Annotated in this window: 26 protein-coding genes; 9 read left to right on the top strand and 17 right to left on the bottom strand. The window is 63.4% G+C overall.

What is annotated here, in order from left to right:
* Positions 1 to 259: 259 nt before the first annotated feature.
* The 5 genes from AC5RT4_RS06635 to AC5RT4_RS06615 form a co-directional block, all read right to left on the bottom strand.
* Positions 260 to 757, bottom strand: a complete 498-nt coding sequence (locus AC5RT4_RS06635) for a hypothetical protein (RefSeq protein ID WP_494105237.1) — start codon at positions 755 to 757, stop codon at positions 260 to 262.
* Positions 758 to 1,405, bottom strand: coding sequence for a signal peptidase I (locus AC5RT4_RS06630; RefSeq protein WP_494105236.1), 648 nt, complete (start codon positions 1,403 to 1,405; stop codon positions 758 to 760). It abuts the gene before it with no gap.
* Complete coding sequence (locus AC5RT4_RS06625) at positions 1,395 to 2,003, bottom strand: hypothetical protein (protein ID WP_494105235.1); 609 nt, start codon at positions 2,001 to 2,003, stop codon at positions 1,395 to 1,397. The genes AC5RT4_RS06630 and AC5RT4_RS06625 overlap by 11 nt, the downstream gene beginning before the upstream one ends.
* Before the next feature lie 71 nt (positions 2,004 to 2,074).
* Positions 2,075 to 2,629, bottom strand: a complete 555-nt coding sequence (locus tag AC5RT4_RS06620) for an alternate-type signal peptide domain-containing protein (protein WP_494105234.1) — start codon at positions 2,627 to 2,629, stop codon at positions 2,075 to 2,077.
* 139 nt (positions 2,630 to 2,768) lie between these two features.
* Positions 2,769 to 3,233, bottom strand: coding sequence for an Lrp/AsnC family transcriptional regulator (locus AC5RT4_RS06615; protein ID WP_494041752.1), 465 nt, complete (start codon positions 3,231 to 3,233; stop codon positions 2,769 to 2,771).
* 161 nt (positions 3,234 to 3,394) lie between these two features.
* Here AC5RT4_RS06615 and pdhA point away from each other — a divergent pair, with 161 nt between their 5' ends.
* From pdhA to AC5RT4_RS06600, 3 genes are read left to right on the top strand one after another with little or no spacing between them, the layout of a single operon-like run.
* Complete coding sequence (gene pdhA, locus AC5RT4_RS06610) at positions 3,395 to 4,648, top strand: pyruvate dehydrogenase (acetyl-transferring) E1 component subunit alpha (protein WP_494105233.1); 1,254 nt, start codon at positions 3,395 to 3,397, stop codon at positions 4,646 to 4,648.
* On the top strand, positions 4,645 to 5,757 hold the full coding sequence (locus AC5RT4_RS06605; RefSeq protein WP_494105232.1) for an alpha-ketoacid dehydrogenase subunit beta: 1,113 nt from the start codon (positions 4,645 to 4,647) through the stop codon (positions 5,755 to 5,757). Before pdhA ends, AC5RT4_RS06605 begins: the two co-directional genes overlap by 4 nt.
* Positions 5,758 to 5,759: 2 nt before the next feature.
* On the top strand, positions 5,760 to 7,343 hold the full coding sequence (locus AC5RT4_RS06600) for a dihydrolipoamide acetyltransferase family protein (RefSeq protein WP_494105231.1): 1,584 nt from the start codon (positions 5,760 to 5,762) through the stop codon (positions 7,341 to 7,343).
* Positions 7,344 to 7,506: 163 nt separating this feature from the next.
* On the opposite strand, the gene AC5RT4_RS06595 is transcribed toward AC5RT4_RS06600, so the two are convergent.
* Positions 7,507 to 8,430: an SGNH/GDSL hydrolase family protein gene (locus AC5RT4_RS06595; protein WP_494105230.1), complete on the bottom strand. Its 924-nt coding sequence runs from the start codon at positions 8,428 to 8,430 to the stop codon at positions 7,507 to 7,509.
* Between the two features lie 273 nt (positions 8,431 to 8,703).
* Here AC5RT4_RS06595 and AC5RT4_RS06590 point away from each other — a divergent pair, with 273 nt between their 5' ends.
* Positions 8,704 to 9,519: an MBL fold metallo-hydrolase gene (locus AC5RT4_RS06590; protein ID WP_494105229.1), complete on the top strand. Its 816-nt coding sequence runs from the start codon at positions 8,704 to 8,706 to the stop codon at positions 9,517 to 9,519.
* Positions 9,520 to 9,645: 126 nt separating this feature from the next.
* The gene (locus tag AC5RT4_RS06585) at positions 9,646 to 10,452 is read left to right on the top strand and encodes an SGNH/GDSL hydrolase family protein (protein ID WP_494105228.1); all 807 of its coding nucleotides are present in this window, start codon (positions 9,646 to 9,648) and stop codon (positions 10,450 to 10,452) included.
* Positions 10,453 to 10,760: 308 nt separating this feature from the next.
* Here the strand turns inward: AC5RT4_RS06585 and AC5RT4_RS06580 are convergent, their stop codons facing one another.
* Together AC5RT4_RS06580 and AC5RT4_RS06575 are read right to left on the bottom strand one after the other, a co-directional pair.
* Positions 10,761 to 11,360 carry an ArsR/SmtB family transcription factor gene (locus tag AC5RT4_RS06580; protein WP_494105227.1) on the bottom strand — a complete coding sequence of 200 codons (600 nt, stop codon included), beginning with the start codon at positions 11,358 to 11,360 and terminating at the stop codon, positions 10,761 to 10,763.
* 309 nt (positions 11,361 to 11,669) lie between these two features.
* The gene (locus AC5RT4_RS06575; RefSeq protein ID WP_494105226.1) at positions 11,670 to 11,819 is read right to left on the bottom strand and encodes a hypothetical protein; all 150 of its coding nucleotides are present in this window, start codon (positions 11,817 to 11,819) and stop codon (positions 11,670 to 11,672) included.
* A gap of 531 nt (positions 11,820 to 12,350) precedes the next feature.
* Between AC5RT4_RS06575 and AC5RT4_RS06570 the strand changes: the two genes are divergently transcribed.
* Positions 12,351 to 12,842, top strand: coding sequence for an Hpt domain-containing protein (locus AC5RT4_RS06570; RefSeq protein WP_494105225.1), 492 nt, complete (start codon positions 12,351 to 12,353; stop codon positions 12,840 to 12,842).
* Here AC5RT4_RS06570 and AC5RT4_RS06565 read toward each other — a convergent pair.
* The 3 genes from AC5RT4_RS06565 to AC5RT4_RS06555 form a co-directional block, all read right to left on the bottom strand.
* Positions 12,839 to 13,456 carry a dihydrofolate reductase family protein gene (locus tag AC5RT4_RS06565; protein ID WP_494105224.1) on the bottom strand — a complete coding sequence of 206 codons (618 nt, stop codon included), beginning with the start codon at positions 13,454 to 13,456 and terminating at the stop codon, positions 12,839 to 12,841. The genes AC5RT4_RS06570 and AC5RT4_RS06565 overlap by 4 nt on opposite strands.
* A gap of 26 nt (positions 13,457 to 13,482) precedes the next feature.
* Positions 13,483 to 14,295: an ANTAR domain-containing protein gene (locus tag AC5RT4_RS06560; RefSeq protein WP_494105223.1), complete on the bottom strand. Its 813-nt coding sequence runs from the start codon at positions 14,293 to 14,295 to the stop codon at positions 13,483 to 13,485.
* A 123-nt stretch (positions 14,296 to 14,418) separates the two neighbouring features.
* On the bottom strand, positions 14,419 to 15,168 hold the full coding sequence (locus tag AC5RT4_RS06555) for an SDR family oxidoreductase (RefSeq protein ID WP_494105222.1): 750 nt from the start codon (positions 15,166 to 15,168) through the stop codon (positions 14,419 to 14,421).
* Between the two features lie 191 nt (positions 15,169 to 15,359).
* Here AC5RT4_RS06555 and AC5RT4_RS06550 point away from each other — a divergent pair, with 191 nt between their 5' ends.
* Together AC5RT4_RS06550 and AC5RT4_RS06545 are read left to right on the top strand one after the other, a co-directional pair.
* Positions 15,360 to 16,079: a GAF domain-containing protein gene (locus tag AC5RT4_RS06550; protein ID WP_494105221.1), complete on the top strand. Its 720-nt coding sequence runs from the start codon at positions 15,360 to 15,362 to the stop codon at positions 16,077 to 16,079.
* Positions 16,080 to 16,344: 265 nt separating this feature from the next.
* The gene (locus AC5RT4_RS06545; RefSeq protein WP_494105220.1) at positions 16,345 to 17,082 is read left to right on the top strand and encodes a hypothetical protein; all 738 of its coding nucleotides are present in this window, start codon (positions 16,345 to 16,347) and stop codon (positions 17,080 to 17,082) included.
* Here the strand turns inward: AC5RT4_RS06545 and AC5RT4_RS06540 are convergent, their stop codons facing one another.
* The 5 genes from AC5RT4_RS06540 to AC5RT4_RS06520 all read right to left on the bottom strand — a co-directional run bounded on the left by AC5RT4_RS06540 (position 17,083) and on the right by AC5RT4_RS06520 (position 19,295).
* Entirely contained in the window at positions 17,083 to 17,250 is a 168-nt protein-coding gene (locus AC5RT4_RS06540) for a hypothetical protein (protein ID WP_494105219.1), read from the bottom strand.
* A 12-nt stretch (positions 17,251 to 17,262) separates the two neighbouring features.
* Complete coding sequence (locus AC5RT4_RS06535) at positions 17,263 to 18,000, bottom strand: GAF and ANTAR domain-containing protein (protein ID WP_494105218.1); 738 nt, start codon at positions 17,998 to 18,000, stop codon at positions 17,263 to 17,265.
* Positions 18,001 to 18,058: 58 nt separating this feature from the next.
* Positions 18,059 to 18,355, bottom strand: a complete 297-nt coding sequence (locus AC5RT4_RS06530) for a hypothetical protein (RefSeq protein WP_494105217.1) — start codon at positions 18,353 to 18,355, stop codon at positions 18,059 to 18,061.
* Between the two features lie 3 nt (positions 18,356 to 18,358).
* Positions 18,359 to 19,090 (bottom strand): GAF domain-containing protein, encoded by a 732-nt coding sequence (locus AC5RT4_RS06525; protein ID WP_494105216.1) that lies wholly within the window; start codon positions 19,088 to 19,090, stop codon positions 18,359 to 18,361.
* An 82-nt stretch (positions 19,091 to 19,172) separates the two neighbouring features.
* Complete coding sequence (locus tag AC5RT4_RS06520; protein WP_494105215.1) at positions 19,173 to 19,295, bottom strand: hypothetical protein; 123 nt, start codon at positions 19,293 to 19,295, stop codon at positions 19,173 to 19,175.
* 107 nt (positions 19,296 to 19,402) lie between these two features.
* Between AC5RT4_RS06520 and AC5RT4_RS06515 the strand changes: the two genes are divergently transcribed.
* Positions 19,403 to 20,662 (top strand): glycoside hydrolase family 26 protein, encoded by a 1,260-nt coding sequence (locus AC5RT4_RS06515; RefSeq protein ID WP_494105214.1) that lies wholly within the window; start codon positions 19,403 to 19,405, stop codon positions 20,660 to 20,662.
* Here the strand turns inward: AC5RT4_RS06515 and AC5RT4_RS06510 are convergent.
* Positions 20,659 to 21,072, bottom strand: coding sequence for an Hpt domain-containing protein (locus AC5RT4_RS06510; protein WP_494105213.1), 414 nt, complete (start codon positions 21,070 to 21,072; stop codon positions 20,659 to 20,661). The two genes, AC5RT4_RS06515 and AC5RT4_RS06510, sit on opposite strands and share 4 nt — an antisense overlap.
* Positions 21,073 to 21,075 lie beyond the last annotated feature (3 nt).

Here is a 21,075-nt window from a genome sequence, read left to right as displayed (position 1 = left end):
AGCAAGCTGTGCATGCACCACGATGTGCACCAATTCATCCTCACTGCCTTATCCGGCCAAAACAATAGAACAAAAGTGGATTTATCGGACTTCAGCTCAAGGGAAACGAAGGATTTTGCCCTTAGCGCAGGAATTGCGCAGGACTCGCGAAAGTTGCTGCTTCTTTGGCCGCCGGCGCTAAATCCGGTAACACGTGTGCAATTCGTTCAAGACGAGGACCATTGCGGAAACTTGAAGAATCAGCAGAGGGCCTGGAAGGCTACGCCGTGGCTGAAATGCAGGTCACTTTGTTGCTGTTGTTGCCCTGTTCGATCTGTACCACTGCGGTGGCGGTGATCTGCGTTTGGTCGGCGTAGGCGGCTGTTACCCGAACAGTAAGGTGCGAAGTAGTCCGGTTGGCGGCAATTATTGGCGAGGTTATGTTCAGTGCCACCGTGCTGCTGGTGCCAAGCATCACCGCGTCGGAGTAGGAGGGTCCGTAGGCGCCGCTGGGCTGGAGAGCGTCGTACGTCAGGGACGCGGGAACCTTCGGGCCGGTGGCGGTCAAGACGGCGTTCGTTCTGTTGTTGTCATTGGTGCAGGTGAACCCGGAAAAGGTTGGTGCGGGCCAGGTAGGCGCGGCTGTGACGGTCATGGTGGCCGTTGCGCTTTGCTGCCACAGTGCGGACGCCGCCGTTCCGCCGAGTCCGAGCATGAGGGTGAGGACGAAGGCGGCAGCAGCGGGTGCGGCGCCTGGAATATCCCGGAAGCAGGGCATCTAGGCCGCCTGGGCGGGCGTCTTGCTGGCCCGGGACCGGCGGACGGATTTGTAGACGGTGATGGCGCCATAGCCGATCAGCGCTACGGCGGCTATCTTGGTCCACAGTTGGCGATCGGAATTCCCCAGGGCGTTGGCTACGTAGCCGACGTACGGCACCGCATAAAAGAGTTTGCCTTTGACTTGGATTTCACGAACGGGTTCGGGGTCGTTGGCGCCGTTGTTGTCACCCCTGGTGATCAGTGTCTTTTCACCCTGCTGGGTGGCGCCATAACCAACAATGCGGTGGGTTTCGACATCCGGGCGGCCGGAGTACTGCTGGAACGTGATCACATCGCCGTACTTGAGCTCACTGAACGCTACGGGCTTCATCACCATGAACGTCCCCGGGGGGAACTTTTGGACCATGGACTTGGTGAGGATGGTGTAGGTCTGGGATCCGGTTGCTACCGGAATCACGATCAACACCATCGCTGCGAGCAAGGCGATGAGCATCGCGGACATGCTGGCCATGCGAGCAATGGTGCTCCACGCCCCGCCGTCGACGTCCCTGGTGTCCTTGGTTTTCGACGGCGACGCTGCCGCCTGGTTGTCCGTTCGCGGCACGCGGGCCTGGGGAGCCGGACGTGCTGTCAGGTCAGCAGCCACCGGGCACCCCGCAGGTCTGGCGGGCGGTGAGCGTCAGGGGAATGTTCACTGCTTGTCCTTTGGCAGTTGCAGGGGCTGAGGAGTTGAGGGTGACCTGGAAGCAAAAGACCGTGGACCCGCCCTTAGCCACTGCCGGTGATGCAAACCCCGTTGCTCCCAGGGCGGTGTAGCCGGTGGTGGTGTTGCAGTCCGCCGGGAGGGAAACAATCTTGGTGTTGACGGTGACGTTCTGCGCCAGGCTTCCGTCTCCCGTGCCTGTCAAGGGTCCTCTGGCGACAGTGATAACGGTGTCGAACGAACCACCGGCGTTGGTGTTGTTGGCCACTGCAACCCCGCCGTAGACAGATCCGCCCGGCAACAGTGTGGCGGTTGGAGTGATAGCCAAGGTGGCGGGGGTACCGTCGGCCAGGGTCATGGTGGTTGCCTGGCCGGACGGAACCGAGGTGAGGCCCACAATGAACGAGGCCGAGGATACCGTCCCGACTGCTGTGCTGGTAGTGGCGTTCCAGAGGGCGTAGGTGCCTTGTACGGTCAGGAGGCCCAGGACCACTGCGACGGCGATCAAAGCCGCCGCCTGCAGTAAGCGCTTGATGCGCATTGGCCCCTCCCGGCTCTGCTTCTGGATCATCAGCGGTGTGGGGGGCTGTAAAGCCCCCCACCGGCATCAGGTTACTGGGTTGCGGCCTGACCGGTACCGGCAACCACCTGCTGAAGGGTGAATTTGATGTTGCCGAAGCTGTAGGACTTCGAGACGTCAGCGCGGCCTGATGTGGTTGAAAGGAATTCGAAGGTGATGGTGGCGGTGACCTTTTGGATACCGGTGGACGCGGTGAGGTTGTTCGGAACGGGCTGGCCGTCGATCGTCAGGCTCGGGGCGCTGACCGCGACGTTGGCAGGGGTGAAACCGTTGGTTGGCTCAGCGCCGAGGGCCACGATGGTGGCAGCCATCTTGTCCCCGGTGAGGGTGACGTCAACGTCCTGGGTGAAGGTGAGCTTGTCGCCCGGGACCACCTTGTAGGCGCTGATGTCGGGGATGGTGGTTCCGGCGCGGTCCTTCCAGACGCCGTTGGTGCTCTTTACGACGTTGAGGTCACCGGCAACGATGGTTCCGGGCGCTGCGCTGGCTTCTGCGTTCCACGCGGCGAGGGTTCCGCCGCCGCCCAGCAGCAGTGCTGCGCCAACGGCGATGGCTGCGGTGCCCTTGACCAGAGTGCTGTTCTTCATGATGTGTCCCCTTTAGTTTTTTGTGTGCCGTGGTTTAGCTGGAAACCACATTGCCGGGGCAACCTCAAAAACTGGGGGGTCAAAGGGTCAACAAAAGCTCAAGGTATTTGAAAGTTAAACTATCGGCCAGGGGGCAGAATTACCGCGTATCAACATCCTCAAACACCAAAAACGTCTGCGTGTCCAGCACCCCGGGCATGGACTGCAATTGGTCGAAGATAACCCGGCGCAGGTCGATGTTGTCCACCGCACGGACCAGTAGGATCACGTCGAAGTCGCCGCCCACCAAGGCCACGTGGTGCACCTCCGGTATGGCGGCCAGCAGGTCCCGGAGTTCGCGCCAGGAATCCTGCTTCAGCTTCAGGGTCACGTAGGCGGACGAGCGGAGCCCGGCTTTGATCGGGTCCACCAGCGCCGTGAACTTGGACAACACCCCTTCACTGGTGAGCCTGCTAATCCGCGTGTACGCGTGCGCCCGCGAGATGTGGACGTTCTCCGCCACCTGCGTCACGGACATCCGGCCGTCCCGCGTCAGCTCCGAGATGATGCTGCGGTCGATGTCGTCCAGCGGCACTGGTTCCGTCCCCGCATCCTTGGCTGCCAATTCGTCCACGCACTCCGTCAGTAATCTGTCTCACACTTACAATTCGTCTCCCAGTGTAGGCAGAACCGTGCAGCTTCTCCACGATTCCTGTAGGTGCTGGATACGGAACCTTCCCCGGGCGGATACTGGGGAGGAATAGTGGCAACAGAAGGACGGAACCGATGACGATCTCCGCGAACCACACCGCACCGGGCACCAGCAACGCAGTCCAGGCCAGTGCCGCGCCCGCCGAGGACGCCCTCACCGAGGCGGTCAAAAAGTTCGGCATCACGGCCGAGGACTACATGCTTCCGGCCCGGCACCAGATCGAGATGGTGGACCCGGCCGGCCGGCTCAAGCCCGGAGGTGAGCAGGGCACCGAACCCGGCCACGAGTACCCTTTGCCCGGCGATGAGGAACTGCTGGCAGCGTACGAGCAGCTCGTCGTCGGCCGCCGCGTCAATGACCAGAACTCGGCACTTGTCCGGCAGGGCCGCATGGCCGTGTACCCGTCCAGCCACGGCCAGGAAGCCTGCCAGGTGGCGGCCGCGCTGTGCCTGTCCGAGGGTGACTGGATGTTCCCCACCTACCGGGACGCCGTGGCCGTAATGACCCGCGGCGTGAACCCCGTGCAGGTGATGACCATTTTCCGCGGCGACTGGCACGGCGGGTTCGATCCGCTCAAGCACAAGGTGGGGATCCAGTGCACGCCGCTGACCACCCAGCTGCTGCACGCCGTCGGCGTCGCCCACGCCGCCAAGCTGCGCGGCGAGGACACCGTGGTGCTGGCCATGTGCGGTGACGGAGCCACCAGCGAAGGCGACTTCCACGAGGCCCTGAACTTCGCCGCCGTCTTCCACCTGCCCGTCATCTTCTTCGTCCAAAACAACAAGTACGCCATCTCCGTGCCGCTGGCACACCAGTCCGTGGCGCCGTCGCTCGCCCACAAGGCCGTGGGCTACGGCATGGCCGGCGAGCGTGTGGACGGCAACGACGTCGTCGCCCTCCTCGCCGTCCTGGACCGGGCCGTGAAACTGGCCCGGGAAGGCTTCGGTCCCCTGCTGGTGGAAGCCAACACCTACCGCATGCAGGCCCACACCAACGCCGACGACGACACCCGCTACCGCGAAAGCGCCGAAGTTGCCGAGTGGCGGGCCAAGGACCCCGTCAACCGGATGCGGACCTACCTGACCGACCGCGGCCTGCTGGACGACGCCGTTGAAACGCGGATCAATGAGCACGCCGAAGCCGTGGCGGCCCAGCTGCGCGAAGGACTCAGCGAGGACGTGCCGGTGGACCCTCAGGAACTCTTCCGCCACGTTTTCTCCACGCCCACACCGCAGATGAAGGAACAGGCTGCCCTGCTCGCCGACGAACTCGCCCGCGACGCAGCAGCATCATCGCAGAATTCAGCATCAAAGGAGGCCGGCAAGTGAGCCCCACCATCACCACCTCGTCCGAGGCCAACGGCAACGTCAGCGCCGCCACCGCCCGGGCGGCCGCCTCCGCCGCTGCTACCGCTGAAGCCGCCGGTCCGCAGCCGGTCACCATGGCCAAGGCTTTGAATACTGCTTTGTTTGATGCCATGCAGGCTGATTCCTCCGTCCTGGTGTTCGGCGAGGACGTGGGAATGCTCGGCGGGGTCTTCCGCATCACCGACGGGCTCACCGCCACCTTTGGCGAGCAGCGCTGCTTCGACACCCCGCTGGCCGAGTCCGGCATCGTGGGCATGGCCGTGGGCATGGCCATCAACGGGATGCGCCCGGTGATCGAGATGCAGTTCGACGCGTTCGCCTACCCGGCGTTCGAGCAGATCATCAGCCACGTGGCCAAGATGCACAACCGCACTCGCGGGGCGGTCAAGCTGCCCCTGGTGATCCGGGTGCCGTACGGCGGCGGCATCGGGGGAGTGGAGCACCACTGCGACTCCTCCGAGTCCTACTACGCCCACACCGCCGGCCTGAAGGTCTACACCCCAGCCACCGTGGCCGACGGGTACCGGATGCTCCGCGAAGCCATCGACTCGGACGATCCCGTGGTGTTTATGGAACCGAAGAAGCTCTACTGGTCCAAGGACCTGGTGGACCTTGCGTCGCTGCGGTCCGCCCATGAGCAAGGCACGACGGCGGGGCGCACCTCCGAAGGCCGTGCCGCCGTCGCGCGTCCCGGCACTGACGCGACGCTGATCGCCTACGGCCCGTCCGTCCCCACCGCGTTGGCTGCTGCCGAGGCCGCCGCGCTGGAGGGGCGCTCGCTGGAAGTCATCGACGTGCGGACGCTGGTGCCGTTTGATGATGCGACGGTGTGTGAGTCAGTGCGGAAGACCGGCCGGGCCGTGGTGATCGCTGAAGCGCACGGGTTCGCGTCCGTGTCCTCGGAGATTGTGGCCCGGGTGCAGGAGCGCTGCTTCCACTACCTGGCCGCGCCCATCCGCCGTGTCACCGGGTTCGACATCCCGTACCCGGCGCCGAAGCTTGAGAAGTACTACCTGCCCGGTGTGGACCGCATCCTCGACGCCGTCGATGATCTTCAGTGGGAGAACTGACCATGAGTGAAACACGCGTATTTTTGTTGCCGGACCTGGGCGAGGGCCTCACTGAAGCCGAGCTGGTGTCCTGGCACGTTTCTGTTGGCGACACGATCTCCGTGGACCAGCCGATCGCCGAGGTGGAGACCGCGAAGTCCACCGTTGAGGTGCCTTCTCCCTATGCCGGCATTGTTGCTGAGCTTCACGGACAGCCGGGCGAAACGCTGGACGTTGGGAAGCCGCTGATCTCGGTGACGCCATTGGTTACCGGGATCGCCGCGGATGATGCCGCCCCCGCCCCTTCGCCGGACGGCAATGCTGCAAGCAGCATGCCGTCCGGCTCCGACAGGCCCGATGCCACTCCCGGGGCGGCATCACCCGCGGCGGCAGTCGTTGAGGCGGCAGCGGAGACCTACCGGGAGGAGGAAAAGGCCGGCTCAGGCAACGTCCTGATCGGGTACGGAACTCCAGGCGGTCACGGTGTGGCACGGCGGACGCGGGCACGCAGGTCAGCAGCAACCGCCGTGACCACCCTTCCCTTGGAAAACGAGGCCCTCCCGTTGGAGGATGGGGCGGGCGACGGCGGACCGGCGGCGGACGCCGGCGTGGACCTTTCGCTCCTGCGCACCCGCGTTCCCGGCAAGCTCGGCGCGGTAATTTCCCCGCTGGTCCGGCGCATGGCACGGGAGCACGGCGTGGACCTTGGGGAACTTCCGGGCTCCGGCGAGGGTGGACTGATTATGCGCCGGGATGTTGAGGCTGCCATCCTCCCCACCCACCCCCTAACCTCGCAAGCTCGGCCAGGGAACCCTGCGGGCGTGGCCCCACCTCCAACCGACACTGCGGAAACGACACTGAATGAACCTGCCGTAGCCCATGATGTTGACGCCCGGACCGGCCTGCCCATCTCTTCCCGCACACCTGTCCGCGGAGTACGCAAGGCCGTTGCCGCTAACATGTCGCGCAGCCGTGCGGAGATCCCCGAAGCTACCGTGTGGGTGGATGTCGACGCCACTGGACTGCTTGAGCTCCGCGAGGGACTGAAAGTGAACGGCGTGGAGGTGCCGGGCCTGCTCGCGTTCATAGCCCGATTTGTCACAGCTGGGCTAAAAAAATACCCGGAGCTGAACACGCGCATCGAAACCGCGGCCGACGGGTCCCAGGAGATCGTCTCGTTCGACGGAATCAACCTCGGCATCGCTGCCCAGACCGACCGCGGCCTCGTGGTCCCCTCGGTCCGGGCGGCAGAAAAGCTGAGCGCCCGTGAGCTGGACGGGGAGATCCGGCGACTCACCGACGTCGCCCGCCAAGGCAAGGCAACCCCCACCGAACTGGGCAGTGGCACGTTCACACTGAACAACTACGGCGTCTTCGGCGTGGACGGGTCGGCGGCGATCATCAACCACCCTGAGGTGGCCATCCTCGGCGTCGGCCGGATCATTGAAAAACCGTGGGTGGTGAACGGCGAGCTGGCCGTCCGCAAAGTTACCGAGCTGACACTCACCTTCGACCACCGGGTCTGCGACGGCGGCACCGCCGCCGGCTTCCTCCGCTTCGTGGCCGACGCCATCGAAAACCCAACCAGCCTCCTCGCCGACCTCTGACCCGCCCCCCACCGGCCCTCGCGCAGTTCATGTGGGTTTCCCACCGACCCTTGTGCAGTTGATGTGGGTTTTCGACCGACCCTCTCGCAGTAGATGCTGAAGAGCAGGGAAGTTGAACGTACGACGGCGGTTGCGTGCCGCCGTCGTACCCTGCACCAAGGCGTCAATGCTGGAAGGCGGCAATTCCCGCTTCGCGGACAACCGCCCGAGCGTATCCCTTGGCGTACCCGGTCTCATTCGGATGGAAGCTGGCGGGGCTGCCGTCGAAGACGAACCAGGATGCGGGTGAGCCGATCCCGTGTCCGTAGAACTCGTCGGTGACATCCACATACTCGGTTCCGGGGACCTGCTTGGCCGCGTTCCTGATGACCTTGTTCAACCTGTCGGTGCCCCTGTTGAAGACCTTGGCGGCTTCGTCGGTGATGTAGGGCTGGTCGCCGAATTCAGGGGAGAACAGGTGGGGGTATCCTAGGGCAACGATGGTGGCATGGGGCGCCTTGGCGCGGATGGCCGCGTACGCAGTGGCCAAGGCCGGGAGGACCTTTTCCCTGGCGTTGGCTTCGCCGAGTTTGACCGACGTCTTGCAGTCGTTGAGGGAACTGGGGACCATGCATGCCCGGAGCACGTCCGCGTAACCGACGTCGTTACCGCCGACGGTAACGGTGACCAGATCTGTTCCTGCATTCAGCAGCCCGGCGGCTGATGCCACTTCCACCTGGAGGGGCACCATGGCGGCGGTCCAGCCCGAGCAGGCGGCGTTGGCCTGAAGTTGGACGTCATCCCGGGCGTCCAACACATCCACATATCCCGGCGATGCCTGGTAGCACGCCTTGTCAGCAGGGACGGCAGGGTAGAGCGGTGAGACTTTCACGTTCGGTGCACCGATGCCGGCGGTGTAGGAATCCCCGAAAGCGACGTAGTCCAGCGGTCTGTAGTCATGCGCCGTAGCCGGGACGGTCGGGCCAACCAGCAAGGCAGCCGCCATGACGGCCAGCGCGCTGAGGCGCCTCGTGAAGCGGACAGAGGCGGGACTTGGCGCTGGGCCGACCTGTGCGATTGGTGTGCCTCGAAGCAGTGGCTTCTTCATGGTTCTTTTCCTTCAATTTCTGCCGGCTTCCCGGCGGACTACTGGCTGACTGCGGAGCGACTGGCTGACTGCGGAGCGACGCTGCCAGAACTAGCAACAAAGGCGTTACTGCAGCGTTACAGCCGGGCACCATCGGGTCATTACGACGGCGGCCGCGCGCCGCCGTCGTAACTGCCCTGCCTTCGGGGTTTCGCCAGGCTCAACCGCCGTCCCCGTGGGTACAATCGACGACTAAACGAACGAACACTGCTTTGCCGGAGGTACGGAGAAACAATGTCGGAATGGCTTGAAGTCGGCGCGAACAACTACGTGCTGGTCACCGAAGGATCGCTGCTGAACACCGGACTGATCGTGGGCTCCGAACGGGCCATGGTGATCGATACCGGGTGCGGCCCCCGGCAGGGGCGGGAAATCCTGGATGCGGTGCGGGCGAAGACCCAGCTGCCACTGGTTGTCGTCAACACGCACGCCCACTACGACCATTTCTTCGGCAACGCCGTATTCGCGGAGGCAGGAGTCACCGAATTCTGGGCACACCAGAACTGTGCCACCGAAATTGAGGAACACGGGGACCTGCAGCGCCGCTTCGTGGGCACGATGGAACCGGAGATGTCCACGGGCGAGGGCCCGAACGTGGAGCTCGTGGTTCCCAATGCCATCGTGAAGGACCAGCCAGTGCTGGTTGACCTCGGCGGGCTGACCGCAACCCTCTTCTACCTGGGCCGCGGCCACACCGACGGCGACCTGCTGGTGGGTACTCCCACCACGCTTTACGTCGGTGACCTGGTGGAGCAGGGCGCGCACCCGTCCTTCGAAGACTCGTACCCGGAGGATTGGGCCGACGCGCTTCGGAACATCTCGGCCCTCCGCCACCGCTACGAGTTCCTGATCCCGGGCCATGGCAAGCCGTGCAGCGACCAATTCGTCAAGACCATGGCGAGAACCATGATCACAGCAGTCCGCCAGGCACAGCGCTCCATCCGGGAAGCTCCCACAGATGCCACCAAAGCCATTCCCGTCCTGCCTTACGGGCCGGAGCAGTCGCGCTGGTTCATCAAGCGCCTGCAGGCGACCCGCCGGGAGCACTAGCTCTGCGGGGTTGACGACGGCGGTGCCACAAGGCTGGAGATAGCGTTAGTTGCCGCCTTGATTCCGTCCGTGCGGAAATACGGCGCAGGTAAGATGTGCCGGGAGACGACAACCGGGGGCCGGAGCATGACCAAAAATGAGTGGATCAAGTACGGTGCACTTTTTGTGCTGGCAGTGGCCGCCTTCGGAGTGGCCGCCATCGCCCTGATGGGTCCACGCGGCACGGAGGAATCCGCCGCCTTCCCTGTCAGCCCGCCGGCAACCACTGCGACAGCTACTGCGCCGCCGGCCTCCACAGTCACACCTTCAGCGACCTCAATGGCTGAACAGCCCGGTATCGAGCTGCCCGCCGAGCCAGTCCTCCTTATTCTGGGCGATTCCTACACTGCCGGTGTTGGTGCAGATCAGCCGGACCAAGGGTGGGCGTCTGTCGTTGCACGGGAACTTGGTTACCCCACCAACATCGACGGCGTGCCTGGTACCGGCTTCGCGTGGGGCGGCGGGAGCCAGGACCAACTGCGCGGCGAGTACGAAGTCAGGTTGCGGGACATCGCTGCGGACCCCGCCTTCGTGCCCAACCTGCTGGTACTTCAGGGCGGCCAGAACGATTCGCTGGTCCCAGACGCTGATGAAGTTGAAGCTGCCACGGTGCAGACCATCGAGGCGGCCCGCAGGCTCTGGCCCGGAGTCCAGGTGGTGGTGCTGGGGCCTTCGGCACCCCAGCCTGCGGCGGAGGAACTGCGCAGCGCGAACAGCGCCGTCCGCGCTGGGGCCGCAACTGCCGGCGCTCCCTTTATTGACGCCGTCGAGGGCGGTTGGTTCACGAGTGCCAACAGTCCGGGTTTCAACTTCGACAACGCACATCCCAACAGCGCCGGCCATGCGTACATTGCTGAGCGGTTCCTGGAGTCCTGGGCCAGTTTGATTCAATGAGTCGCTGCCACTGCAGTTTGCGAAGATGAAGATATAGGGGCGGAGGGGACGTCATTGTCCCCTCCGCGGCTGCCGCCGCACCAGGAGCCCCCACTCCAGTGATATCCCTTTCCCCTGGTGCGGCGTCCTCTCCCATGGGGGAAGAGGAGGCCCTCAACTTTGACGGATAGACGTTTCCGTCAATTGGACAGTTCGAGTGTGTTGCCTACTGAAGGGTAGGTCAAGGGATTTTCGATACCCAGGAGTTTTCGGGACAGCAAGGAGACAGGCAGGCCTTCAGCTGTGGCATCGAGGTTGAGGCGTCGGCGTCAGCCGTGGTGCCGTTCGGAACCGCTCCGGAGTTCGTTTTGGGCCGCTTCCAGGACAGTGGAATCCCCGGTACGGGCTGTCATGAGGAGACGCCCGGCAGCTTCCTCCGTGGTGCAACCGGTTCGGGCAGCTATCGCCCGGCAGGCGTCTACGATCACCGAACGCGATACGAGTAGTCCTTTCAGGGCCGAGAACTGCTCGTCCCAGGGAGCGCTTGATGCCAGATCCTGCTCAATGGTGCCCGGACCAAAGGAACCAAGTGCGGCCGCTGTCCGCGCGTGAAGTACGGATTGGGCAGCGGTCAACAGGTGGGTGGCTTCGGGGTATGCCAGCCGATAGACAAGGCGTCCGCCGGACCGCAGGCACCGGATCAGGTCCTGCCCCCGCATCTGGGTGAGGTGCCGGGACAGGTGCGTTGCCTTCACCCCCGTACCCTCACACAACTCCGGGATGGTGGCCTCCCCTTGGGAAAGCAGCGCTAAAACCTGCGCCCGCACCGGATGGGCAAGGGCCTTGAAAAGCTCCGCCGCAGCAAACATTGACTGTTTACGGCCGTCAGCGCGAATCGGCCCACCCGCCAGAGTCTGGTGGCCGTCCATGCCTGCCTCCCTTGGCTGCTTCGCTTCCTTTGGGTATGAACGCCATTATCCTCCGCCGGCTCGAGGAGCATGATCGATTGCCGCCGTCGTTCGAAGTTTTCTTCTCGAACCCCTTTACGGAGTTGGAGTTCATTGACTAAGGTCTTTTTTGTCAAAGTCCGGATGGGCGCTAGGGGGCGTCCGGGAAGGGGGAGTGCATCACCGCTGACCTATACCAGAAGACAATTGACCACTACGCAGAAAGCCCCTCCTAGGAGGGGCTTTCCCTTGCCCGGGCGTAACTTGGTTGCCCGTAATTCAGCTCGTTTCTCAGCTGTTGCCGATGTGCACGATGCTTTCGCGGTCCTGCTCGCTTGCCGGTGCGTCAGCGAGGCCGGCGGGTGTGAGGTCGAGGTCCTCCAGGCTTGCCACGTGGGCAGGTGCCTCGTCGGGAGTAGGGGAGTTGCTGGGGATGGTCATCTGGTTATACCTCCGGTCGATTGGGGGGTCTTGAAGAGCCTGGGAAGGGCAGCGACGTGGTCCGCGGTGGTGTCCACCACCCGGGAGGAGCTGCACTGCGAACAGTGGAGGGCGACGGCGACTGTACCGTTTCGCCTGCCCCTCACCGCCGGAAATTCAACAACCAGGTGGACATCCGTATCGCAGGCACCGCACCAGGGGTGTTTTCCGCGAGGCTGAAGGACGTCCCAGGGGACGTACGTGTCTAATGCCGTGGTCAAGTTACTTAGACCCCAGCAGGTCTTGGTACGTGGCTCGGGTAGGGAATTGGTCGAACTGTGACTGCGCCATGTCGGCTCTTCTCAGCAGGGTGCGGTAATCCGCCGTTGGGCTACAGCAGCCAAGCTCGATGCCCTGCACGTGACAACAAGCGAACTGCCAGCTTACCAGTGCCTCCAAGTGCTTCCGGACCAAAAGCAACCTTGGACCCGCCAGGAAATTTCAAGGTGCAGCCGCAGGGTTCCCCCAGCGTCCACTCCGTAGCCTCCAACCATGATCACTCCCACCAGCTCACTAAACCCGGTGAGTGGCCCCGCGCCCGGCGTTCCCTCACCCTGGATAAGAGACAAGGCGTCCCACGGGCCGCTCCTTAACCATGACGTGTTGGACAAACTGCGCGAGGACCTCAATGAGTACGACGTGTGGCGCGTATTTGTACAGAATTTCATTAACGCCCTGCCCTTGCGGATTGAAAAGTTGCGCGCGGCATTAACCACCGGGGACGAAGTTGGTGCCAGGGACGCCGTCCTCAGCCTCAAGACGGCCAGCCAAATGGTAGGCGCCGAGCGCCTCGCTGCCCTGGCCATGGACCTCGAAGCGGCCCAGCGGAAAGCTGCCCGGGTTGCTGATCCGAGTGCTGCCCTGCCCGGGCTCGCAGTGAGCTACCTTAGCCGGATCAGGCAACGTGCCGAACAAACGTCGGACGCCCTCCAGGCGCATCTGGCCGCGGCCAGGCCGCCCCGGATGATCAACAGCCAGGTTTAGGCAACCTCCTGATCGGCCGATGTTTTCAGTTCATACCGCAGGAGGACGTTGGAGGACGATTCGAACGCCGTTGACTCCAGGAGGGTGAAGGCGGCCGGATGGACGAACAGAGGGGTGCCCTCCACCAGCGCGTGCGGACTGACCATCAGGTGGAGTTCGTCAATCAGCCCGATTTCGAGGAGGCTGTTCCACAAGACCCGGCTTGCGAAAATCAGGATGTCGCCGTCGCCCTCCTGCCGCCGCGCGCGGATCCAATCAGGTAGGTTCCGGCCTGTGATTACGGTGGTGGTGTCCCGCCAGGCGTTGTCGGCGGGCATTGAGAAAGTGTTCGAAACCACCACTTTGGGCAGGAAGTTGTAAGCCCTGCTGGTCCGGCGGTTGTCCTCGCTGACCGCACGATTCCCTGGATCATCAGGGGCGGCAGCTATTCCTGGCCAATACGAGCTGAAGCCCTCAAAGGACTTGCGGCCCAGAAGCACCATGTCCGCCGCTTCGATCCGGGTACGGTTGTACGCGTCGAACGCTGCATCCATGTTCAGGACGAGCGGGTTACCGTCACTGGCAGCGAAGAAGCCGTCAACGGATGCGATGTTGGAGACAATAACGCTGCGCATCATGAAATCCTTCCAGTCCGGGTGACTCAGGCCACGAACCTAGTCCCCGGCACGCCGCTCGGCAGGTTCTTGAGAATCCCCTCCGCCACTTCCCGCACCCGCATGCCCCGCCGGGTTGAAGCGCCGGCAAGCATTCTGAATGCTTCCGGATAGGAACAGCGGTTCTTGCCCATGATCACACCGCACGCCACGTCAATGGAGGTGCGGCTTTCCAGGACAGCCTGCAGGTTGTCCCCGGCCGCCCGGACGCTACGGACCTCCAAGGCAAGCCGCAAACTCTTCCCCGCCACGTCCGCGAACCAGGCGGCATGGCTGACCGCCTCGGGCGCGAACCGGACCTTCCGCGGCGCGAAAAGAGCCAGCGCGCAGGACATCCCGCCGTCCAGCCGGACCGGTGCCACGAGGGCCTCGCCGTAGCCGGCGTCGAGGAACCGCCGCCGGTAAGATTCCCACCGCTGGGGCGGGGCGCCGTCGCCCTCCACCACTATGGGACTGCCTGCATCTATGGCCGAGGCCAGCGGACCGTCCTCGAGATCCTTGTCCAACGCGGCAAGGGCAGCCGCCCGGCGGGTGGTGGCAGCCTGCGTTGGCGGGGCCGGCGGCGAGGTAAGCGTTGCGGCGCAGTCGATCTGGACCCCGGCAGAATCGCTGAGGGCCTGCGCGGCAGCCTCAGCGACCCTGCGCAGGGAGTCGACGTCGGACCCTGAGTCCGTCACCAGGTCCAGCAGGAACCCGGACGGTTCCGGCCATGGCTCCAGGGCGGAGGAACCCGCCCCTGCCAGCCTTCCGCCGTCGGCCTTCAGAACCCTGTTCCTGATATCCGCCTCATGAAATGCCATCGTTATGCCCCCGTTCGAACCCGCCCGCGCAGCGTCAACCGCGGACTTCCCTCCGAATTTAGGCGGCGCCCCAAGGGAGGGCACGAGTAGCCGGTACTCGAATTTCCCGAGCCCCCCGGTGGGCTACTTGTTTTGCTGCGTTTCCAGCCATTCCTGGAACGTCTGGCGTCCGACGGCGGCACCCGCCTTGGGAATCAGCTTCCCCTTGCGCATTGCCTTGCCCATGGAGCCGGGAGCATTCACCTGCACCACCCGCTTCCGCTTGCCCGTCCTCTGCAAGTAGGCGCGGACCAGGTCCGCGAGCCTTTCGGCCCGGGGACCGCCGAGATCCGGGAGGCGCCCCTTCGGCCCTGCCTCAGCGGCGTTGACCAAAGCTTCAGCCACTTCCCGGGCCGCCACCGGCTGGGTGAACATCTTCGGGACCAAAACCAGCGGGCCGACCGAAGCAACTCGTACCGTCATGGGCACAAACTCATGGAACTGGGTGGACCGCAGGAGGGACCAGGGAATGCCGCCGTGCCGAACTTCGTCCTCCTGCACCAGTTTTCCCGCGTACAGCCCCGAGGTGGCTTTGTCGATCCCCACCACGGAAAGCGCCACGTGGTGCCGCACGCCGGCCGTCTTCTCCGCCGCCAGCAGGTTCTGCGTGGCGTTGGTGAAGAAGTCAACCGCCTTTTTGGTGGATATCGTCTCGATGCCGGAAACGTCGATGACCGCCTCAACGCCCTGGAGCGCCCGGTTCAGGCCGCGGCCATTCAACAGGTCCACGCCCTCCGAACGGCTCAGGCTGACCACACTGTGGCCGCGCTCTCTGGCTACCTCGACGACGTGGCGCCCAACGGTACCGGTTCCCCCTGCAACGGCAATCCTCATAAGAAAATTTTAGAAGCACTCCAGGACAAAGTGGTTCCCGACGCCAATGACAGTTTCAGGACGTGTAATTTTCGCCTTCCCGGTGGCGGGGTAGCCTTGGCATGAAGTGATAAGTAGGCTTAGTAATATGTTTTGCTGCAACTGCGAAAGCTTCGGTCTCACGATGCGCGACCTGGTTGGAGGTGAACGGCATGGATGAAGAGGTGGAGCGGCGGCGTGACCTCGCCACAGCAATCGGAGTAGACCCCCGGAAACTTTTGCCAGCCACATCAGGGCAGTCCCGGTGGTCAAAGTTCGAGTTGGATGCCTACCTCCATGGTGCAACGGCCTGGACCACGCGCGAAAGCGGCCACCGGACAGATAAGACGGGAAGCCCGGGAAAGGCTCGGGAGCATGCGTTCTCGGCGCTGGGAGCCGCGGGCCGTTCCCTGCTTACTCCTGAGCGGGCCGAGGCTGAACGCCTGAGGTCCTTGCGCGAGACGGACCTGCTGCACAGCGGAACAGAGGAAACCTTTGACCGCATCGTGGCTGCCACCAGGAAGTTTTTCAACGTAGGTGCTGCGTCAATGTCCCTTATTGCCGAGGACGTCCAGTACTTCAAATCCGTCTTCGGGCCGCTCCGCGATGAGACCCCACGGCAGATTGCGCTCTGTACGGCAACGGTGGAACGCAACTCCATGCTGATCATCAACGACACCTTTACCGATGAGCGTTTCGCGTCCAATCCACTCGTGGTGGGGGAGCCGCACATCCGCTTTTACGCCGGCTATCCCTTGCACGGGCCGCGCGGCTGGAACATCGGCACGTTGTGCATCATCGACCAACAACCCCGCGCCTTCCCGCCGTCCGAGCAGCAGGTACTCCGGACGGTCGCTGCGATCGTCCAGGGCCACGTCGACGCTCGAACCTAGCAACCTGCACCGGCTGCCCCGCCTCCTAGGGATTTCCTTGGCGGCGGATGGGCGCGGCTCCACAGGATTTCCGCAAGGCAGAGCCGTCAAGGTGTAGGTATCTGGCCGGAAAGCGAAGCCCCCATCGCTCATTCCGGTCAGTGCCGGGCCTGGCGTCGCATCCCAGAAGCGATTCCAGGCCCGGATGCCAGGTCTCCCGCTCCAGGACGTGAATAGCCCACCCGCGCCACGCGTCGTTGAAGCGCGTCACGGATTGGATGCGGAAATGCCCATCACCAGCAACGTCGCTTGGGACGAACGACTCGAGGCCTACAAGGGCAGGGACACAGCCCGATTCGTCGAGACTGTCAAGGCCTCGGCCAGCCGCTGCGCCGCTTGCCTGCTGCCTTTTGGCCCCGGCGCAGCCCTGTCCCTGATGGTTTTCATCACCGAAAGCAGGAATGTGGAAGGCAATTCGTTGCTGGACTTCGATCCTGTGGTGTGTCACCTGCAATGCCAGGAACCGGGATTGAGCGTGCGTGCAGCACTTGGAGGGGTGGACGGCGTTATCTCGATTGGTGCACGGCTGGTCCTTGGCGGGGGCAGTTCGGGGACGGCTGCGGTTCCTGTGCTGGCCTACACCCTGGTACCGAACGTCGTCATTGGGGAACCGGGCGGGGAGATGACCTCTGCGCTGGTCTCGGTCCTGCTCAATCACGGATTCAAAGTGTCTGCCAGTGCCAGTTTCGGTGACATCCTGCAACGGGCTGTTCCTGCCCGGGACACCTGCAGCTGCACCCTGGCCAGGAGAGGGGAGGTCCAGCTGCATGTCGACGGGCTCCTGATGTGTTCCCAGCAACTGGACCAAAGAAACCGTCACGACGCCGCCTGGCTCCAGGCCGCACGGGAAGGGCGCGTCCTGGTAATCAGCGGCGATAACCTGACGCTTGCCGATACTGGCCTGGAACTAACCACGGCGGCCCGCCTGGGCACGCTGGTCACCGGCTTCGTTTCGGCGTCATAGTCAGCGGGGGATACGGCGTCCCCTGAACCTGTTGAGGAGCAAAAGGACGATGGCCACCACCAGCAGCACCGGAGCCACGCCCAGAAAAAAGCCCAGGGTTTCGACGGCCAGTCCCACAATGAGAAGGACCAGGGCAACGGCGACAATGGCCACGACTAACGCTTTCACCAGATACACCTTTCAGTCTTCGAAGTGGGTCACTGTTTCCTTGGTGCCGGACAGCCGGCGGATGATCTGTTCGGCCACTGTATGGAGTTTCATGTTGCGGTGGTTGGAGGCCCGGAGGAGGAACTGGTACGCCTCCTCCTGGGTACATCGGTTCTGGGTCATGATCATGCCGCAGGCGATATCTATGTCCGTCCTGCTCCTCATCGCGGCTTTGAGGTCTTCGGCCAGCAGTTCCGCAGTGATGATGCGCAGGGCCAGCCGCAAGGCCTGCCCCGCGGTGTGCGTGAAGACGGTTGCGTCGCAAAGGGCTTCCGCCGTGAACAGTCCGCCCGCGGGGGCGAAGAAATTCAGGGAGGCGGCTGCGTTTTCGCCCAGGTCGACGGGCACCCCCAGCACTGTGCTGTAGCCTGCCGCGTCCAATCCCCGGGAGTACAGGGGCCAGCGCTGGTCATTCCGGGTGTCGGCCAACACAACAGTCGTGAAAGTGCGGACTGCTTCCAAGCAAGGCCCGGATCCCAGGTCCTGTTCGATGCGGTCCAGGGCTACCGCTGTCTCATTGCTGCCGGAGACAGTAACTGTGCGTTTGTTCCGGTGCAGGGTGATGGTGCAGGCAACAGCCGCGCCGGTGGTCCTGCTGAGGGTTGAAGCAGCATGCTGGACCATGCCGTTGAGGAAGTCCTGGATGTCCTTGCTTTCGGCAATAAGCTGGTGGAGTTGCTGGAAGTCCTCGTACTGCCTGTCTGTGTCCACAACCTCAATGCTAGAAGCATGATTTGTGGAACAACAGGGGACACTGGAATGCCTGCTCCTAGTGTGCGCCCCGCTCGCCTTCGTCTGCCTGGGGTTGGATTGCCTGGCTGTAGCTGGCACGGAGCCCGTCGACGCCAAGGGTGTTGAGCGTTTCGTTGAGCGCGTGTGCCAGGATATCGCGTTCAATTGGCGGAAAGCTGAGGGCACCGTAAACATACGCCTGGACCTCGGTCAGCCCGGCCTTTCCTCCAATTCCAAAGTATTTAATCCAAATCTGCTCGAGAGTCAGGGGTGCAGCCTCGAATGCTAACCGGAAGCCCTGGCGTTGTTCGTCCTCGTCCCCAGGGACGGCCATAGTTCACCCCCGGTCAAGATCGAGTCCCGGCGTGGACTCGATGATCATTTCTGCCACTTCCTGCAGCGGACAATTTTCCTTGATGGCTCTGGACATCAGGTGGAGCATCGCGTCGTGGTTGCCCAGGCCGCGGCTGGCCATGACGATGCCCTTGGCGGTGTTGATGATGTCGCGCTGCATCAGTGTCGACTTGAGTTGCTCGCTCAGCATTTTGCCCCGCTCCCGGGCCTGGATGTTGGCCAGGAAGATTGAAGCCTGGGCTGCAAACAATTCCAGCAGCCGGATCAGCCTGTGCGACGCTGCCTTGGGGTTTGCCCAGTAGATCTTGATGGCCCCGAATGCCAGGTCGCCGGCAAGGAGTGGAACGCTTATGCACGACCGCAACCCCAGTTCGCCCGCTGCCAGGCCCCATTCCGGCCAACGGAGATCTGTGCGCACATCCGCAATATCCACCGGGTGTCCGGAGGCCCAGGCACTAAGGCAGGGGCCCTGCTCAAGCTCGTACTGGAGGGTGTCCGCCTGTGCCACCAGCTGGCTCGTGGAAGCCGCGCTGCTGCGGCGGCCGCCGGAATCGATCAGGGAAACGCCGGCGCCGGCGGCGTCCCCAACGGCCAGGACTGCTGCCTCGGTGATGAGCTTGAGGGCAGCGTCCACTGTTTCCTCGGTAAGGAGCACGTTGGAAAACCGCGCATAGACGGCAGCCAGTTCGTCAGCCAGCGGCAATTCCGTGTCCATGACCGCTCCATTCCAAGCGCTTTGGCCTTTGGTGAACCAACTGCTCTCCCCCCCTCATCAGAGCACACATAGTCTCCACAATCTACTCATCGCCGGGTTCAGGTGGTATTGAGAAGCCGCGGCCGGGGCCGGGTTCTCCAACTGTTCCGTGGGTACGTTCGACGGCGTCCATCACCACGGCGGCGAGGCTCTGGCTGCTGATCATCGCTTCGCACTGCCGGTGGGAAGCCGGTGCCGAAGGCTTGGCCTGAATTTTGGCTCCACCTTTTACAATGGTGGTCAGATTGCAGTCATGCTGGGGGGTTAGTGCGAATGCCGAAAGACATCAGCAAAGACGAGGGCCGGAAGGGCCCGTCGGGGACACGCCGCGTCTTCGTCCTTGTAGGGCTCGCCGCCGTGATTGCGGCAGGTATCGGTGCCGCCGGGATTTACGGTGGCCTTGCCGACGGCCGGGACAAGCAAACCCAAATTACAGAACCAGAGCCGACGACACGCGTCTGTCAGGTTCAGGACCGGGCATCGCTGGTGCCGGCAAGTGGTGCCCTGTTCGGCGTCAACCTTGACTGGCAAACGAAATCCCTGGAACGTTATGCATTCGACCTGGGACACAAACCCGCCGTCAGTGTCCACTTCAGCCCGTTCCCCTACACTGCGGACGAAAAGACTGACTTGGAGCGCGCCGTCGTGCAGATCCGCGCCAACGGGCAAATGCTGCTGCTGACCCTGGAACCATCCGATGGACTGGCCGGGGTCACCCCCGAATCCGCCGAGGCGCTCGCGAAGGACCTTGCCGGGTTCAATAACGACGGCGTCCCTGTCCTTCTGCGGTTTGGCCACGAAATGAACGGCTCCTGGTACCCCTGGGCCCAGCAGCCGGGGCGTTACATCGAGGCGTTTCGGACGCTTGCCGCCGCGGTCCACACCCATGCTCCCGGTTCAGCGATGATGTGGTCACCAAGTTACGGCGGGGGATACCCGTTCGCCGGCGGCCAATACGAAGCCAAAGCCGGGTCGCCGGACTTCGCCGCCCTGGACACGGATGCGGACGGTGCCCTGACCGTGAACGACGACTCGTATGCCCCCTACTACCCTGGCGATGACGCCGTCGACTGGGTGGGCATGTCCCTCTATCACTGGGGAGGCGAGTTCCCATGGGGCGAAAACGAATTGCCGGAGCCGAACAAGTTCGCAAATCAGCTCACCGGCAACTACTCCGGGGCCAACGGTGATGACAGCACGCTGCCGGATTTCTACCAGGTATACGGGGAAGCGCACGGCAAGCCCGTGGCCGTTACGGAAACTGCCGCGCTTTTCAATCCCGCAACCGGCGGGGAGGCGGAGTTGGCCATCAAGCAGTCCTGGTGGAGCCAACTCTTCGATCCGGCAACGGCGGCACGGTTCCCACAACTGAAAATGATCAACTGGTTTGAGTGGGACAGGGACGAGGAAGAGGTCAAGGGCCGGGTGGACTGGACGGTGACCAATACCCCGGCGGTACGCGACGCCTTTGTTGCAGCTCTGCCTGACTGGCTACGCTACGGCCCGCAGGAGTCCTGCCGCCCCCGCAGCTAAACCCTTCCGGGCGATCTCAGCAGGTGCCTACTCAAGAAATAACTTGTCTGCTGGGCACATTGCCTGATCCTTATCAGATGGAGTGCTGCGATCCGGGGCAGGACAACCCCCGGTTCCCCCTCACTGGGTGCGAACCGCAGTTCCCCTTCCAGGTCCAGCGCGAGGCCCGCGAGACGTTCCGCGCCCACCATTTGGCTAGAGGTTTTCAGGCCGAGCACAGCGTCCTTGGCGGTGACGGCATCACCGGTGGTCAAGGCCAGCCGGAGCCTTTCCGTCCTCGCCGGCAGATGCGCCACAAAATCCTGGATGAAGACCTTCCACACGCTTTCGTCGTAGTCCAGTTCAGAGCGCAACCTGTCCAGTACTGAGCTGTCGAGCAGGGGCAAAGTGTGGCCGTCGTACTGGGTCACGGC

Source organism: Arthrobacter sp. sptzw42, from assembly GCF_059089685.1.
Note: the sequence above shows the minus strand (reverse complement) of the source record. Positions and strands in the feature narration are given on the sequence as shown.